This is a genomic window from Corynebacterium sp. BF-R-2 (genome assembly GCF_024586525.1).
Taxonomy (GTDB): domain Bacteria; phylum Actinomycetota; class Actinomycetes; order Mycobacteriales; family Mycobacteriaceae; genus Corynebacterium; species Corynebacterium singulare.
Genome location: NZ_JAMFTP010000004.1, coordinates 128915 through 144914, shown reverse-complemented (window position 1 = coordinate 144914; position 16000 = coordinate 128915). Strand labels below are relative to the sequence as shown.

14 protein-coding genes are annotated in these 16000 nt (G+C 60.2%); 1 reads left to right on the top strand and 13 read right to left on the bottom strand.

Annotated elements, in window-relative coordinates; translation table 11 throughout:
* Window positions 1-15: 15 nt before the first annotated feature.
* From M5J09_RS04000 to aspS, 13 genes are all read right to left on the bottom strand, one after another.
* Entirely contained in the window at window positions 16-1107 is a 1092-nt protein-coding gene (locus M5J09_RS04000; RefSeq protein WP_257157028.1) for a Xaa-Pro peptidase family protein, read from the bottom strand.
* Between the two features lie 44 nt (window positions 1108-1151).
* Window positions 1152-1577, bottom strand: coding sequence for a type II 3-dehydroquinate dehydratase (aroQ, locus tag M5J09_RS03995; protein WP_239181132.1), 426 nt, complete (start codon window positions 1575-1577; stop codon window positions 1152-1154).
* Window positions 1578-1610: 33 nt separating this feature from the next.
* Complete coding sequence (gene aroB / locus M5J09_RS03990) at window positions 1611-2681, bottom strand: 3-dehydroquinate synthase (protein ID WP_257157027.1); 1071 nt, start codon at window positions 2679-2681, stop codon at window positions 1611-1613.
* Window positions 2682-2720: 39 nt separating this feature from the next.
* Complete coding sequence (locus M5J09_RS03985; RefSeq protein ID WP_042531056.1) at window positions 2721-3230, bottom strand: shikimate kinase; 510 nt, start codon at window positions 3228-3230, stop codon at window positions 2721-2723.
* The gene (aroC, locus tag M5J09_RS03980) at window positions 3227-4438 is read right to left on the bottom strand and encodes a chorismate synthase (RefSeq protein WP_257157026.1); all 1212 of its coding nucleotides are present in this window, start codon (window positions 4436-4438) and stop codon (window positions 3227-3229) included. Before aroC ends, M5J09_RS03985 begins: the two co-directional genes overlap by 4 nt.
* 51 nt (window positions 4439-4489) lie before the next feature.
* Entirely contained in the window at window positions 4490-4882 is a 393-nt protein-coding gene (locus M5J09_RS03975; RefSeq protein WP_257157025.1) for an A24 family peptidase, read from the bottom strand.
* Window positions 4883-4924: 42 nt separating this feature from the next.
* Window positions 4925-5725, bottom strand: coding sequence for a shikimate dehydrogenase (locus M5J09_RS03970; RefSeq protein ID WP_257157024.1), 801 nt, complete (start codon window positions 5723-5725; stop codon window positions 4925-4927).
* A gap of 4 nt (window positions 5726-5729) precedes the next feature.
* Window positions 5730-6923, bottom strand: coding sequence for an endolytic transglycosylase MltG (mltG, locus tag M5J09_RS03965; protein WP_257157057.1), 1194 nt, complete (start codon window positions 6921-6923; stop codon window positions 5730-5732).
* A 22-nt stretch (window positions 6924-6945) separates the two neighbouring features.
* Window positions 6946-7494 (bottom strand): Holliday junction resolvase RuvX, encoded by a 549-nt coding sequence (gene ruvX / locus M5J09_RS03960; RefSeq protein WP_042531066.1) that lies wholly within the window; start codon window positions 7492-7494, stop codon window positions 6946-6948.
* 29 nt (window positions 7495-7523) lie between these two features.
* Complete coding sequence (alaS, locus tag M5J09_RS03955; protein WP_257157023.1) at window positions 7524-10211, bottom strand: alanine--tRNA ligase; 2688 nt, start codon at window positions 10209-10211, stop codon at window positions 7524-7526.
* 67 nt (window positions 10212-10278) lie between these two features.
* The gene (locus M5J09_RS03950) at window positions 10279-11637 is read right to left on the bottom strand and encodes a replication-associated recombination protein A (RefSeq protein ID WP_042531070.1); all 1359 of its coding nucleotides are present in this window, start codon (window positions 11635-11637) and stop codon (window positions 10279-10281) included.
* On the bottom strand, window positions 11637-12884 hold the full coding sequence (locus M5J09_RS03945) for a phosphotransferase family protein (RefSeq protein WP_374982096.1): 1248 nt from the start codon (window positions 12882-12884) through the stop codon (window positions 11637-11639). The genes M5J09_RS03950 and M5J09_RS03945 overlap by 1 nt, the downstream gene beginning before the upstream one ends.
* A gap of 133 nt (window positions 12885-13017) precedes the next feature.
* Window positions 13018-14841: an aspartate--tRNA ligase gene (gene aspS / locus M5J09_RS03940; RefSeq protein ID WP_257157022.1), complete on the bottom strand. Its 1824-nt coding sequence runs from the start codon at window positions 14839-14841 to the stop codon at window positions 13018-13020.
* Between the two features lie 203 nt (window positions 14842-15044).
* Here aspS and M5J09_RS03935 point away from each other — a divergent pair, with 203 nt between their 5' ends.
* Entirely contained in the window at window positions 15045-15938 is an 894-nt protein-coding gene (locus M5J09_RS03935) for a neutral zinc metallopeptidase (RefSeq protein ID WP_257157021.1), read from the top strand.
* The last annotated feature ends 62 nt before the right edge of the window (window positions 15939-16000 follow it).

The window sequence follows — 16000 nt, the reverse complement described above, 5'->3', positions numbered from 1 at the left end:
CTGCGCTAGGCCCGTCTAGAGGACCTGAAGGTCCTTTGGATAGGCGGTGATAATTTTCGGAGCGCCGGAGGTGATGATGAGGCTGTCTTCAATGCGCACGCCACCTTTGCCCGGCACATAGATGCCTGGCTCAATGGTTAGCGTCATGCCTTCTGCTAGTTCGCCCTTACCAGTCTTGGCGGCCGAGGGTCCCTCATGGACGTCGAGACCAATGCCGTGTCCCGTAGAGTGCACGAAGTACTCGCCGTAGCCGGCCTCAGTGATGATGTCGCGGCAGGCCGCGTCAACGTCGACAAGCGCGGTGCCCGGCACCGAAGCCTTAACACCCGCCTCTTGGGCACGCAAGACGATGTCATAAATTTCCTTGGCGAACTCGGTGACCTCACCGATAGCAAAGGTGCGGGTGCAATCAGAGTTGAAGCCGCGCAGATGCGCACCGAAGTCAATGGTGACAAGGTCTCCGTTGCGCAGTTCACGGTCATCGGCACCGTGGTGAGGCTTCGCAGAGTTCTCACCGGATGCGACGATGGTATCGAAGCTCACGCGCTCAGAACCGAGCATGCGCATGCGGTACTCCAAGTCCGCAGCCACCTGGCGCTCGGTGCGACCAGCAGCGATTTCACCATTTTCTACAAGCTCGGTAAGAGCTTGGTTTGCCAATGCCGCGAGTTCCTCGAGCTTCTCCAGCTCAACACGATCCTTGACCAGGCGGATATCCTCTATCACTCCGCTGACTGGCACAAGGGTAACGCCTTCCGGAGCGGCCTTCTCCAGACGCTTGAGTTGAGACACGCTGACATAATCAGCCTCATACCCCACGCGCAACTCACCGGAGAGCTGGCTCAGCAAGTGCGGGCCAACGTCGCGACCGAGAACGGCCTCAATGTCCGGCACTTCCTCAGCGATCTGCGTGGTGTAACGGCCGTCGGTGGCCATGAGCGCGGAGAGGTCCTTGCGCAGCAGGAGGCCGCCGTTGGAGCCAGAGAAGCCCGTCAAATAGCGCATGTGTGTCAGATGCGTAATGACGACGGCGTCAATGCGCTGCCCAGACAACGTGGAGGCGAGCTTGCGACGGCGGTTACCAAAGCGAGTATCAGCTAAAGCCATGTGAGAACCACTCCTATCAATTTTTAGGCGATACTCCATCATAGCTAATCCGCCAGGAAGTACCCCAGAGCCGCGATATAGCCATAAGAGCCTAGACCGGCGATAACGCCGCGTGCGATAGGACTGAGATAGGAGTGCTGACGGAACTCCTCACGAGCATGCACGTTCGACAGGTGAACCTCTACGAAGCCGGCTCCGTCGGCGACCTCTGCCAACGCGTCGCGCAATGCCACCGAGGTGTGAGTAAAGCCGCCAGGGTTGATAATAACTGGCCATCCCTCGTCCGCCGCGCGGTGGACCTGCTCGATAAGTTCGCCCTCGTGGTTGGACTGGAAAAAAATGATCTCCTCCTGCCCCGCAGCCTCTCGAACTCGCTTTTCGACGTCCCCCAGACTCTCACTGCCGTAGATCTCCGGCTGACGTTTGCCCAAGCGGTTGAGGTTGGGGCCGTTGAGGACGAGGATCGTCATGACATTCTCCTGTACGTATGGTGGTTTTAAAGCCTAGGCGCTGAGCTTGGTGTACGCAGCTCGGAGGTCATCATCGGTGGCGTCTTCAATTCGAGTGGTTTCCCCGATTCCCGTGAGCGCTACAAAGCGGATGTGGCCACCGCGGTTCTTTTTATCGTGGCGCATGCCTTCCACCAACTCTTCGAAATGGCCTTGTTCATAGGTGGTGGGAAGCCCCACGGACTCCAGAATCTCGCGGTGGGTCTGCACGAGGTCGGCGCTTATCAACCCACGGGCGTGGGACAGGTGGGCGATGAACATCATTCCTACCGCTACCGCGCGGCCATGGCGCCAGATGTAGCGCTCACGCCGCTCCACTGCATGGCCGAAGGTATGGCCGTAATTGAGAGTTTCTCGCAGACCGGATTCCTTGAGATCCTGGCCCACAACGTGGGCCTTAACCGCGATAGAGCGCTCAATGAGTTCCGGTAGAATCCCGTCTGGATCAAGACACAAGGCTGGATTCTTGATGTAGTGCTCGATGATGACCGGATCATGAATAAATCCTGTCTTGATGATTTCGGCCGAGCCCGCCACGATTTCATCGTCCGGAAGGGTGCGCAAACGCTCAAGGTCCACGAAGACGGAGTCTGGCTCGTGGAAGGCGCCCACTAAGTTCTTGCCGGCAGACGTGTTGATACCGGTCTTTCCACCTACGGCAGCGTCCACCATGGCCAACAAGGTCGTCGGTGCTTGGATAACGGGAATGCCACGCATCCACGTTGCCGCTGCAAACCCCGCAAGGTCCGTGACGGCCCCGCCGCCCAAGCCGATCACCGCATCGCGGCGGCTAAAACCTGCCTGCCCTAGGACATCCCACAGATGGGCCAGTACGTCGAGCTGCTTCGCTGCTTCGGCATCAGGAACCTCTGCAAGAGTGGCCTCCACCCCGCGCTTCTCGGCTGCGGCGGCGAGGGCGTGTGCGGCCGCGAGAAGAGGTGGCTGGTGGATGATAGCCACCTTAGCCGCGCCGATGGACGCGGCGCGCTCCACAATGCTTTCGCTCAGGTCTGTGCCGATGGTCACCTCATAGGGCGAGGGGCCGTTAACCGGGATGATGTGCATGGTCGGGGCGCTCCTAGTGCGGTGAAGAAGGGATAGAACTTACAGGGTTTCGAGGAAGCTGAGGATATCGCCCACCACCTGCTGCGGGGAACGCACGCCGGTACGCACTTTGAGGTCAGCAACCTCCGCGTACAGCGGTCGGCGGGTCTCAAGCAGCTGGGCATAGTGTGCGAGGGGATCGGCCGAGTTGAGCACGGGACGGTTGGCATCCCCCAGCGTGCGAGCCACGCCCTCTTCCGGGGTGATGTCGAGGAAGACGACGGTGAGATTATCCAAAAGCGTGCGAGTGGACTCGGTCAGGACGGCTCCGCCGCCTAGGCTCACCACTCCTGGTGTGGTCAAAGCTTCGCGGACGACTTCAGCTTCAACTTCGCGGAAAGTGGGCTCTCCTAGCGCCGAGAAAACCTCGCCGCAGGGCTTACCTTCTCGAGCCTCAATGAGCTCATCGGAATCCACGAGCTCGCAGTTCAGAGCGCGCGCAAGGCGGCGTCCGATGGTGGATTTTCCGGCGCCGGGCGGGCCAACGAGGACAACGTGCGGGGAACTCATGCGTCACCCCACTCGAGGCGTCCAGCAACGTACTCCTGATAGGCAGAAATATTGCGCTTAGTCTCATCAAGGGAGTCACCACCGAATTTCTCCAGGACAGCGCGAGCCAACACGAGCGCCACCATGGCTTCTGCAACGACACCTGCGGCCGGCACAGCACAGACATCTGACCGTTGATGGATGGCGGTGGCCGCATCACCGGACGCCATGTCCACGGTCTTGAGAGCGCGCGGAACGGTGGAAATCGGTTTCATGGCTGCGCGAAGGCGCAGGGTCTGGCCATTGGTCATGCCGCCTTCAAGCCCACCGGCGCGGTTGCTTTCGCGTTCTACTCCCCCGTCCACGCGCACCATTTCATCGTGGGCCTCGCTACCACGGCGGCGTGCCTCCTCGAAACCATCACCAACTTCCACGCCTTTAATAGCCTGAATGCCCATGAGCGCAGCAGCAAGCTGTGCGTCCAGGCGGTCCTCGCCAGAGGTGTGAGACCCCAAACCGATAGGGAGGCCTTCGACGATAACCTCGACGATACCTCCGAGGGTATCGCCTTGTTTCTTGGCAGATTCGATCTCCGAAATCATCGATTCCTCCGCCGCTTTATCGCAAGCGCGGACCGGTGAAGCATCGATGGATTCGAGGTCAGCGAAGCGTGGGTGCGGACCCTCATAAGGATCAGATGGACCGATGGAAATGACATGGGACAGCACCTCCACGCCAAGAGTCTCGCGCAGGAAGTTGCGCGCAACGGTTGCTGCCGCCACGCGGGCAGCAGTCTCGCGGGCAGAAGAACGCTCGAGGATAGGGCGTGCCTCCTCGTGCCCAAATTTCACCATGCCAGCGAAGTCAGCGTGGCCCGGGCGTGGGCGTGTCAGGGGCGCGCCACGGCCAGAGGCCATGGCCTTGGCTACCTCGGGATCATCGACGTCAAGAGCGTCCGGAGACATGATGGTGGTCCACTTCGGCCACTCAGTATTACCGATCATGATGGCAATAGGGCTGCCCAGGGTCTTTCCGTGGCGAATACCACTAAGCAAGGTCAGATCATCAGCCTCGAACTTCATGCGGGCGCCACGGCCATAGCCCAAACGGCGACGAGAGAGCTGGAGAGCAATGTCATTCTGAGAGACGGGAACCCCGGCGGGCATGTGCTCGATCAGTGCGATGAGCGCTTGGCCGTGGGATTCACCTGCGGTAGTCCAACGAAGCATGCCGACCATTATCGCACGCCAGGTGTACTTTCGGTGCCACTGGGCTATCTATCACACCGTGTTGGTGCTAAACATCACTACAAGTGCGGCTGAGATCAGCATGCCAGGCCCGTGTGCAGGAGCTTTGTCCCTCACCACGATGCCCCACAGCACAGTGCTGAGCGCCGCCCCCATCATCGCCCCCAACACCCCCACCACTCCCCCAACGTGGGCAACCATCATGCCCAGCGGTAGCGCCAACTTCAGGTCACCGCCGCCGATGCTGCCAGTGCGGAAAGTCAGCGCCAACGCTAGGTACATTCCGGGCCACACAAGCCCAGCTGGACTAAACCACCACAGCGACACAGCTGCCGCGGGAAGTGTGAGGAAATTAGGCAGGCGTTTGTACCGCACGTCATAGACAAATAAGGCGCACCCCCACGCCAGGAATATAAGAATCCCCATGGGCCTTGACACTACAGTGCCGGGGCGCCTCGCGCCTGGTGACTAGGACAGCGCGGCGTTGAGAGCCGCAAGCATCTCCTGACGCGGTGCAGTGTGACCAGTGAATTGCTCGAACTGTGAATAGGCCTGGTTAGCCAACATGATGTGGCCACCCACGGTGGCAAAACCATCAGCGGCCGCATACACGGTCAAGGGTGTTGGCCAGGGATCATAAATCACATCAAACACAGGAGCTTGAGCCAGCTGTGAGAGGTGACCCTCAAGTGCAGCCGCGGGCACGGTCGACACGATGAGGTCTGCCGATCGAGTTAAGCCCATGAGGTCCTCGGTGAAGGTGGCGGCACGGAGGGTGATCCCGAGGGCGTCGGCAAGCGGGCTCAACTCGGCACGACGATCGGAACGATTGAGCACCGTAACGTGGGTTACTCCGCGCTGTGCTAGACCCCACAGGACTGGACGCGCGGTGCCCCCAGCCCCGATGAGCAACGCAGTGGCAGGCCTAGTTTCTCCCAACAGCTCCTCCAGCGCACCAAGAACACCTTCAGTGTCGGTGTTGTCCGCACGCCACCCAGAATCCGTGCGCACCAGAGTGTTAGCGGAGCCGATCAGCTCGGCTCGCTCGCTAACGATATCGGCGCACTTCAAAGCATCAAACTTGAGCGGCATGGTGACGGAGAAGCCGCGATAGTCCTCCCCGACCGTCTCCAAGAAGGAGGGCAAATCGGTCACCTCATGCTTGGTGTATCCCCAATCCTCAAGCATCAGCGCGGCATAGCCGGCATTGTGGAGAACTGGGGACAGCGAATGGGCAATGGGACTGCCTAGAACCGCGGCGCGGGGCATGAGCCTACTGCCCCTCAGCCGGTGCATCGGCAGGTGCCTCGTCGGCGCCCTCCGCATCACGCTGGCTATCCAGAATGCCCGAGCGTACTGCCTCATCCACGTTGGCAAGGTGCTCGTCGTAGTTGTCCGTAAATACCGTGGTGCCCTGGCTATCTACGGTAACGAAGAAGAGCCAGTTGCCCTCCACCGGGTTTTCCATAGCCTCAATGGCCTCGTTCGATGGCGACGCAATTGGGGTATCCGGCAAACCATCCTTGGCGTAGGTGTTCCACGGTGTCTCGCGGCCGCGGTCATCATCTGTGGTAGCCAGCTCGACGTCCTCAAGCCCGTAGTTCACCGTGGAATCAAGTTCCAAGCGCATCGGCTCATCGAGGCGGTTAAGGATAACGCGGGCGACCTTATCGAACTCTCCGGCCGGGGACTCACGCTCCACCAAGGAAGCGGAGGTGAGCAGCTCATACGGAGACAACCCAACGGCCTCGGCGCGCTCGACGATGTTCGTGTCGTTGTACTTCTTCGTCGAACGACTAATGAGGTCGGTGAGAATTTCCTGGGCATCCATGTTCGGGTCAAGAACGTACTGGCCTGGTGCGATGAGGCCCTCGAGGCGCTTTGGATCTTCACCACGCGCACGGACGGCATCCAGAGCCCACTCAGGAGCGCCCAACTCTGCAGGGTCTACAGTGGCAGCAATCTTCTCAAGTTCCTCCGCCGAAACACAGCCGCCCTCCTTGCAGGAGACCTGGGAGATCAACGAGTAAATACCGTAACGAACATCGCCGCCGAGCACGTTGACGTCACTCAACGTAGCGCCTCCCTGCACATCCAGGAGATCAACCATGTTGGCATCATCGAGAAGAGCCTCCACGGCAGACTTTGCACTCATCTCCTCTTGGAGACGGTAGAAGCCCGGCTTAACTTGACTCGCGCGGGGGTTACTATTGGCCGCGGAGGAGAAGGCTTCCGCAGTCTTGACCACGTTTCTTTCGGCGAGCTCAGGGGCCAGATGGCTCATGGACGATCCCTCGGGAACTTCAACGAGCTGGACAACACCATTGCCCTGTCCTTCGTAATCCAAACTGCTTCCTCCTCCCAGAAGGCGGAATCCGATGTAACCCAGTGCACCGATGATGAGAACTAGGCTGGCGATAAGTACTGCCAGTCCTCGCTGGCGGCGCTTAACGTGGTGGGGCTCCATCGAGCGTCCAATGCGTGATGGTTTACGGCTCACGTACTTCGTCTCCTAGGTTTGAAGTTTGGTGGCCGTTCAACGCGAAATGGCGCGCATCCAGCCAGGATTGCAAAATTTCCACCGCAGCCGCTTGGTCAATGACCGAGCGGCCACGTTTTTCTGACACGCCGGAGGCTCGCAGCGCGGAGGTAGCCACCACTGTAGTCAGGCGTTCATCCACCAAACGCACGGGCGGAGTTGTCTTCATCGTGTCATCTTTTGCCAAGCGGCGGCGGATACGAAACGCTATTTCCTTGGCATGTTTCACACTCTTTGAGCCATTGCCCTTCAGATCGCGCGGCAGTCCGACGGCCACCTCCACGGCTTCATATTCACGAATGATTTCAAGGATGCGATCAATGTCGCCCTTATCGCGGTCCTTGAAACCGGTTTCGCGTTGCACGGTTTCAACCGGCATGGCCATGCGTGCCTCTCGGTCCGACACCGCCACGCCGATACGCACGGTGCCCACGTCGAGTCCAAGACGACGGCCTGGGCCTGGGTCATCTACTCCTGGCTTATCCGGTTCAACGGCCATGCAGTTCCTCCTCCGAGTGGTCCTCGTTGCTATAGAGCAGAAAGCTCGTCTCGAACAGCGTTGAAGGCCGCATCCAGGCCGGCTGCAGTGGCACCGGAGCCCTGAGCCATATCCGGCTTACCGCCGCCCTTGCCATCAACGTAACCAGAAATAGTCTTGACCAGGTTACCGGCCTTGACGCCTCGCTCATTCGCGGCCTTGGTGGCGCCAACGATGAACGGCAGCTTGCCGCCCTCGTTCTCGGAAGCGAGCACCACGATTCCGGCAGCGTCTCCGAGGCGGTTCTTGATGTCAGAAGCCAACGTGCGCAGGTCACCGCCGTTAACTCCATTCGGCAACTTGGCGGACACCACGGTGAAACCGTTGACGTCGGTCGCCCCCGCAATCATGTCCGCGGTCTGGGACATGAGCTGGGCCTTGTGCAGGTCAGCGATCTGCTTTTCTGCAGCCTTAAGCTTTTCAGTGAGCTGGGCGATGCGCTCCGGCAAGTCTTCTGTCTGCACCTTGAGCTCACGGGATACGCCCTCGACAAGGGCCGTCTCCTTGGAGTAGTAGCGGAAGGCATCCAAACCCGAGTAGGCCTCGATGCGGCGCGCGCCCGAGCCCACGGAGGACTCGCCCAAGACGGAGACCGGCCCGATTTCGGAGGTGTTCGCCACGTGGGTACCGCCACACAGCTCGATGGAGAAGGGGCCGCCCATCTCAACAACGCGGACCTCAGAGCCGTAGTTCTCACCAAAGAGCGCCATGGCGCCCATTTCTTTAGCCTTGTCCAGGGAAGTCTCGATGGTATGAACCGGGAAGTGCTGGTCCACGGCCTGATTGGTAATGAGAGCAATCTCTTCGAGCTGCTCCTGGCTGAGCTGCTCAGTGTAGTTGAAGTCAAAACGCAGGTAACCCGGACGGTTCAAGGAGCCAGCCTGGACTGCGGTGGGGCCGAGCACCTGACGCAAGGCGGCGTGGATGAGGTGCGTCGCAGAGTGCGCCTGGACGGCACCGTGACGCCACTGCTGATCTACCTCGGCGGTTACGCCGGTTCCCAGCTCCAGTCCGCCGGAGGTCACCGTAGCTTTGTGAACCCAGAGCTTCTTGCCCACCTTTTGAACATCGCCGACCTCGAGCAGGGTCTCGCCGGAGATGATGCGGCCACGGTCAGCAGTCTGACCGCCGGACTCGGCGTACAGCGGCGACTGGTCAAGGATGACCTCGACGGTGTCTCCCGCCTGTACCTCGGTGACCTTCTCACCGTCGCGTACAAGGCCAATCACCTTGGCATCGGACTCTAGGGTGTCGTAGCCGGTGAAGACAGTTGGGTTGTTGTCCACCCACTCGCGGTAAATAGAGAGGTCGGCATGACCATGCTTCTTGGCTTGGTTATCAGCCTTCGCGCGGCGGCGCTGCTCGCCCATGGCGGCATCGAAGCCGTCCATATCAACGCTCAAACCTGCTTCCTGGGCCATCTCCAGAGTGAGGTCAATCGGGAACCCGTAGGTATCGTGCAGCTCAAAGGCCTTCGCGCCGGAAAGGACCTTCGGGGTCGCCGCACGCGAGGTGTGCTTGAGCTGGTCCACGGCTTCGTCGAAAAGCTTGGTGCCAGACTCCAAAGTCTTGAGGAAGGCCTTTTCCTCAGCCACGGCGACGCGGAGGATGCGCTCGCGGTTCTCCGCAATCTCCGGGTAGGACGGGGTCATGGTGTCCATAATGGTGTTCATCAAACGCTCCATGGTCTCGCCCTGTGCACCCAGCAGCTTGGCGGAGCGAATGATACGGCGCAGCAGGCGGCGCAGGATGTAGCCACGGCCCTCGTTGCCCGGGGTGACGCCATCCAAAATGAGCATCATTCCGGTACGCGAGTGATCTGCCACCACACGGAATCGAATGAGGTCTTCTTTCGGCGCATCCGGAGTGTACGTGGCACCGGTTAGCTCTTGGGCTACGTCGATGACTGGGCGCAGGAGGTCAGTCTCGTACACATTGTCAACGTCCTGCAGGATGCACGCCACACGCTCGATGCCCATGCCGGTATCAATGTTCTTCTTCGGCAACTCGCCGACGATCTCAAAGTTGCCCTTACCAATGCCTTCGCCGCGCTCGTTCTGCATGAAGACCAGGTTCCAGATCTCCATGTAGCGGCTATCGTCCGCGATGGGGCCGCCGTCCTTGCCGTACTCAGGACCACGATCATAGTAAATCTCGGAGCAGGGGCCGCACGGTCCGGGGATACCCATGGACCAGTAGTTGTCCTCCATGCCGAGGCGCTGGATACGCTCGCGGGGCACGCCGATCTTCTCGTGCCAAATATCGGCAGCCTCGTCATCGTCGAGGTACACAGTGACCCACAGACGCTCCGGATCAAGCCCCAGTCCGCCATCGTCCACCGAGCCCGTTAGCAGCGTCCACGCGTGGGTAATAGCTCCTTCCTTGAAGTACTGGCCGAAGGAGAAGTTACCGGCCATCTGGAAGAAGGTGTTGTGGCGAGTGGTAATACCCACCTCTTCAATGTCCAGCGTGCGCACGCACTTCTGGATGGAGGTAGCAGTGCCGTTGGGGAACGGCGGGTTCTGTTGGCCCAGGAAATAGGGCTTGAAGGGAACCATGCCGGCGTTGACGAAGAGCAGGTTCGGGTCATCCAGGATCAGCGACGCGCTGGGAACGGCCTCGTGACCGTTCTTGACGAAGTGCTGGGTAAAGCGTTCCCGGATCTCATGAGTCTTCACGAGCAAAAGTCCTTCACTGTTGAGTGGTTTCTAGTCAGCGCTCAACTTTACCTGCCACGGGCTACGCTTATCGACGCCGCCCCCGAATGATGTCCCGCAAGCGACCTAAATAGTCACGCACGCGCTTTTCCGCGCCGTGGTCGGTGGGGTGGTAATAGGTGGCGTCAACAAGCGCGTCTGGCAAATACTGCTGCGCCACCACGCCGCGCGGATCATCGTGCGGGTACGCATAGCCCACCGCATTACCTAGGCGCTTCGCACCTTCGTAGTGCCCATCACGCAGGTGTGCCGGCACGTGCCCAATCTTGCCGGCCTGGACATCGGCTTGTGCGGCGTTGATAGCGTTGATAACAGAATTGGATTTGGGCGCTGTGGCCAGGTGGATGGTGGCTTGTGCCAGTGGTATACGCGCTTCAGGTAGCCCAATGAGCGCGGCTGCTTCAGCAGCGGCCACAGCTGTAGGAAGGGCCGTCGGATCCGCCATGCCAATGTCCTCAGACGCATGCACTATGAGGCGGCGGGCAATAAAGCGCGGGTCCTCCCCTGCCTCCACCATGCGGGCCAAGTAGTGCAAGGCCGCATCGACATCGGAGCCACGGATCGACTTGATAAATGCAGAGACGACGTCATAATGCTGGTCTCCGTCACGGTCGTAGCGAACAACGGCCCGGTTGACGTTGGCGGTGAGAATGTCCGTGGTAAGTTCCTCGCCATCGGGAACAGCCTCAGCAGCCGCTTCCAGATACGTCAGAGTGCGCCGAGCATCTCCCCCGGCGAGCAGCACGAGTTGGTCAAGGGCTTCATCACTCGCAGTGATTCTTCCGTTGAGGCCTCGCTCGCTTGCCAGGGCGCGCTCGGCAAGGGTGCGAAGCGCAGCGTCATCGAGTGGCTGCAGATGGCACAACAAGGAACGCGAAAGTAGCGGAGCAACGACAGAGAAGGACGGGTTCTCCGTGGTGGCGGCAACAAGGAGGACAGTGCGGTTCTCTACCGCAGCGAGGAGCGCATCCTGCTGTGTCTTGGAAAAGCGGTGAACCTCATCAATGAAAAGAACGGTGCGGCGTCCCTCAATAAGCTCGCGGCGCGCGTGGGTAATGACTTCACGGACTTGCTTAACACCGGAGTCCAGCGCAGACAAACCCACGAAATTGTCTCCCAGCGAAGCCGCGATGAGGGAAGCCAGAGTGGTCTTGCCGGTACCGGGCGGGCCGTACAAGATAACGGAGGCGTCGCCAGAGCCCTCCACCAGCCGCCGCAGCGGAGTTCCCGGCTCCAGCAAGTGCTGCTGCCCCACCACCTCGTCCAAGCTCTGGGGCCGCATGCGCGCAGCCAACGGCGAACCGGAATGCGTAGCGAACATATCCGCACCGGCGGCAGCTGGAGGTTGGGCGGCGGGCTCATCGCCGAAAAGCGACCCTTGACCCATCAGGACTCCCGCAGACGCCCGGCTACCTGCCGGCCAAACTCAGACACAGAGTCGCAACCATCACTCTGGCACTGTGCGGCAAAGCGCGACAATGCCTCAAACGTTTCATAAAGATCACGACGGATGAGTACTTCATCTTCAGTGAAAGGGCCGTGGTCCGAAGGCCGCAGGAGTGAGCGCTGCGGGTCGTGGTAGACATCCGCATTGCCCTCGGCCAATGCCACCACACCTTCAATACCGCCGGCATACATGGTGGTAACACTGGACAGAGCCCAGCCGATAATGCAGGCGACGATGAGCTCATGCAGCGTCTTTTCATCCGCGAGCTGCGGCCAGACATCCACGATGCGGCGCTGCCAGGCGTGGATAAACACCTCTGCTTCGTCATCCGTGATGGGACGAGTAAAGAGAAACTGCGGGAACCCGGCTACCACGCAGGCGACGTCGAAGCCCACATTCCGAAAGCCTGCCCATTCATAGTCTAGGAACGTCACAGTCTCGCCCACAATGATGTTGTCCGGAGACAAGTCAAAGGGGGTGAAAGCGCGATTTCGGCCGGAGCTCAGGTTCTTCGTCGCCTCGCGGGCACGTTCCAGCACATGTTCCGAGGGCTCAAGGCCTGCCTCGCGGAGGATTTCGGCGCCGATAAGGATGGATCTTTGCAGCGAATCATCCCGCAATGCCTGGTGCTCAGCATATTCCGGATGATGACGCAGCTGACGGTTGAGCAGCGCGTCGTAGTCTTCCTTGCGGCTGGCTGTCCCAGCATGCATTTTGCCCAGCGCACTGCCAAGACCTCGGAGCAGGTCACGACGCTCATCCTCGCCGCTGCGGGCAAGAGTGTCGGCAAAAGTGTCGCCATCACCGGCGTCAGACAGCACGAGAATGCGCTTGTCGACGTCGTGGGCGAGCAACACCGGCCCCGGCCGCACCTCCTCAGACAGAGAGGTGGTGAACTGATATGCCACGACTTCCCGAAGCAGTGCTGCGTCGTCGATGGTGTGGCCAGTGACTGGGTTGTATTTAATAACAACAGAGCGGTACGGAAAGAAAGCACTGGGGGCGGTACGCGCGCGGACCACGACGGCATTACCGGAGCCGCTGAGGGACTCAATATCGCTCAATTCCGGTTCGCCGCCAAAGCGGCGCGAGAGCATCTGCGATGCCTCCGCCACCACGGTACTTTCGACTGATCCCTGCTCCACAGCATTCACTGGCTCGTCTGCCTCCACTTGTCTTTGGCTCATCGATGGTACTCGCCTCACAGCTGACATGTGCGACGCACCTACACATAGATGCGTCGCACTAGCATGGCTCGAGGCCGGCCTCAAGACTTTTGGCTGCTATCGCAGCCTGCCGTCACTTATTCTGCCTTTACCTCTATTGTGCCTCTACCTCGTCCTTTGCGGACTTATCAGCTTTCGCAGCCTTTTCTGGGTTGAAGTCCACGCCGGTTTCCTTGCGCTGCGCCGCCGGGATGGTGCCAGGGGCATCGGTCAGCGGGTCGACGCCGCCGCCGGACTTCGGGAAAGCGATAACGTCGCGGATGGAATCGAAACCACCGAGCAGGGAGACGATGCGGTCCCAGCCGAAAGCGATACCGCCGTGCGGCGGTGCACCGTACTGGAATGCGTCCAAGAGGAAACCGAACTTCTCCTGAGCTTCCTCCTCGCCGATACCCATGACGTCGAAGACACGCTTCTGTACATCCTGGTTGTGAATACGGATGGAGCCACCACCGATCTCATTGCCGTTGCAGACAATGTCATAGGCGTACGCCAAGGCCTCGCCCGGCTCCTTATCAAAGGAGTCCATGTACTCCGGCTTCGGAGAGGTGAAAGCGTGGTGGACAGCGGTCCACGTGGAGTGTCCCAGAGCCACGTCGCCAGAAGCAGTTGCGTCGGCGGAGGGCTCGAACAGCGGGGCATCTACAACCCAGGTGAAGGCCCAGTCGCCGTCCTTGATGAGGTCAAGCTTCTTAGCAATCTCGCCGCGGGCAGCGCCGAGAAGAGCGCGGGAAGACTTGGTGTCGCCTGCGGCGAAGAAAATAGCGTCACCCGGCTTCGCGCCAACGTGCTCAGCGATGCCCTCACGCTCGGCATCGGTGATGTTCTTTGCCACCGGACCGCCCAGGGTGCCGTCCTCAGCGATGGTGATGTAAGCCAGACCCTTAGCGCCGCGCTGCTTGGCCCACTCTTGCCAGGCATCGAACTGGCGGCGCGGCTGGGAGGCACCACCATCCATAACTACTGCGCCAACGTACTCATTCTGGAAGACACGGAAAGTCGTGTCCTTGAAGAACTCTGTGCACTCGGTGATCTTGATGTCAAAACGCAAATCCGGCTTGTCAGAGCCGTAGTACTTCATGGCATCGGCGTAGGTCATACGCGGGATCGGAGTGGTGATCTCGTAACCGATGAGCTTCCACAGGGCAGACACGATTTCCTCTGCCAACGCGATAACGTCATCCTGGTCCACGAAGGACATCTCAACGTCAAGCTGAGTAAACTCCGGCTGGCGGTCTGCGCGGAAATCCTCATCACGGTAACAGCGGGCGATTTGGTAGTAACGCTCCATTCCGGAGACCATGAGCAGCTGCTTGAACAGCTGCGGAGACTGCGGCAAGGCATACCAGCTGCCCGGCTTCAAGCGAGCCGGAACGAGGAAGTCGCGAGCACCTTCCGGGGTGGAACGCGTCAGGGTCGGAGTCTCGATCTCGGTGAAATCGTGGCTGTCGAGTACCTGGCGGGCGGCGCGGTTGGCGGCCGAGCGCAGACGTAGAGCCTCAGCCTGACGCTCGCGACGCAGGTCCAGGTAGCGGTATTTCAGGCGGGTTTCCTCGCCTACCTCACCGGAGGAGGACGGGTCATCGATCTGGAACGGCAGTGCTGCAGACTTGTTAAGCACCTCGAGTTCGGTGACGTTGATCTCAATCTCACCGGAAGCCAGGTTGGGGTTCGCGGAACCTTCCGGACGCGGCTCGACTACACCGGTGACCTTGACGCAGTACTCGGAGCGCAGATCGTGGGCGCGCTCGGCCACGTCAGTCTCGCGGAAAACAACCTGGGCAACACCAGAGCGGTCACGCAGGTCGATGAAGATAACACCGCCGTGGTCGCGACGGCGAGCCACCCAACCCGTCAGCGTGACGGTCTCCCCCGCCATCTCCTTGCGCAGTTCGCCTGCCAAATGTGTACGCAGCACGTTTGTTCAATCCCTTCTCATTGTTGACGCTCATGCCCACCCACGCCACGCGTAAACAGCACGCGCCGAGGAGCACAAGAACTTGAACGGCCCAAGTCTACCGCCCCTACCGGACGCGCTCAGCGCTGGGGGCAGGCGAGGCTAGTGGCGCTGCTCCCCGCGAAGTCCCACTCGGTTGCGTTCCTTGTGGCAAAATCTTGTCCATGACTTTCAAATCTGGCGCAAGTTTTGACGGCAAGCGGGCCAGCTCCGGCGGACGCGGCCGTGGCGGAATGATTGCCACCGGTGGCGGCGTTGGCTCCCTCCTCCTCATCGGTCTCTACCTCCTCCTCGGTGGCGATCCGGGTGCTATCACCGGTAGCCAGTCCCAACCGGACCAAACCCAGGTCGGCCCTGAGGAAAGCGGCGAGGATGCATTCGCACACTGCAAGACGGCGGAAGATGGCAACGAATACGATGACTGCCGCGTGATGTTTGCCGCCCAGTCCGTCGACAAGGTCTGGGAAACTGTACTGCCGGAGCAGGCGGGACTGGATTACGTCGAACCCGGCCGCGTCATTTTCAGCAACACCACGGTGTCTGGCTGCGGCCAGGCCTCCGGCGCAACGGGACCTTTCTACTGCCCAGCCGATGAATCGGCCTACTTCGATACCGCATTCTTTGACCAGCTCCGCAACTTCGGAGGTGAAAACGCTCCGCTCGCACAGATGTACATCGTGGCCCACGAGTTTGGCCACCACATCCAGAAAATCGAGGGCACTCTAAGTCTTTCCAATTACAACGACCCCGGCGAGGACTCTAACGCCGTCAAGATTGAGCTGCAGGCGGATTGCTACGCAGGCCTGTGGGCGCACTATGCCGATAAAGGCGAAGACGCCCTGCTGGAGACCATTACCGAGCAGCAGGTGACGGACGCTGTGAACACCGCCCGTGCGGTGGGCGATGACAACATCCAGCGCCGCTCTGGTGGCGAGGTCCGCCCAGATACGTGGACCCACGGATCCTCCGAAGACCGCGCAAAGTACTTCTTGGCGGGCTATGAGTCAGGCAAGATGGAACAGTGCGATACCTTGGAACGCGGTGTCTACAAGTCTTAAGCAGACTATAAGTCTTAATCATCTGTGAGCGGCTCCCGAGCCACCCACCACCCCAGTGCGCA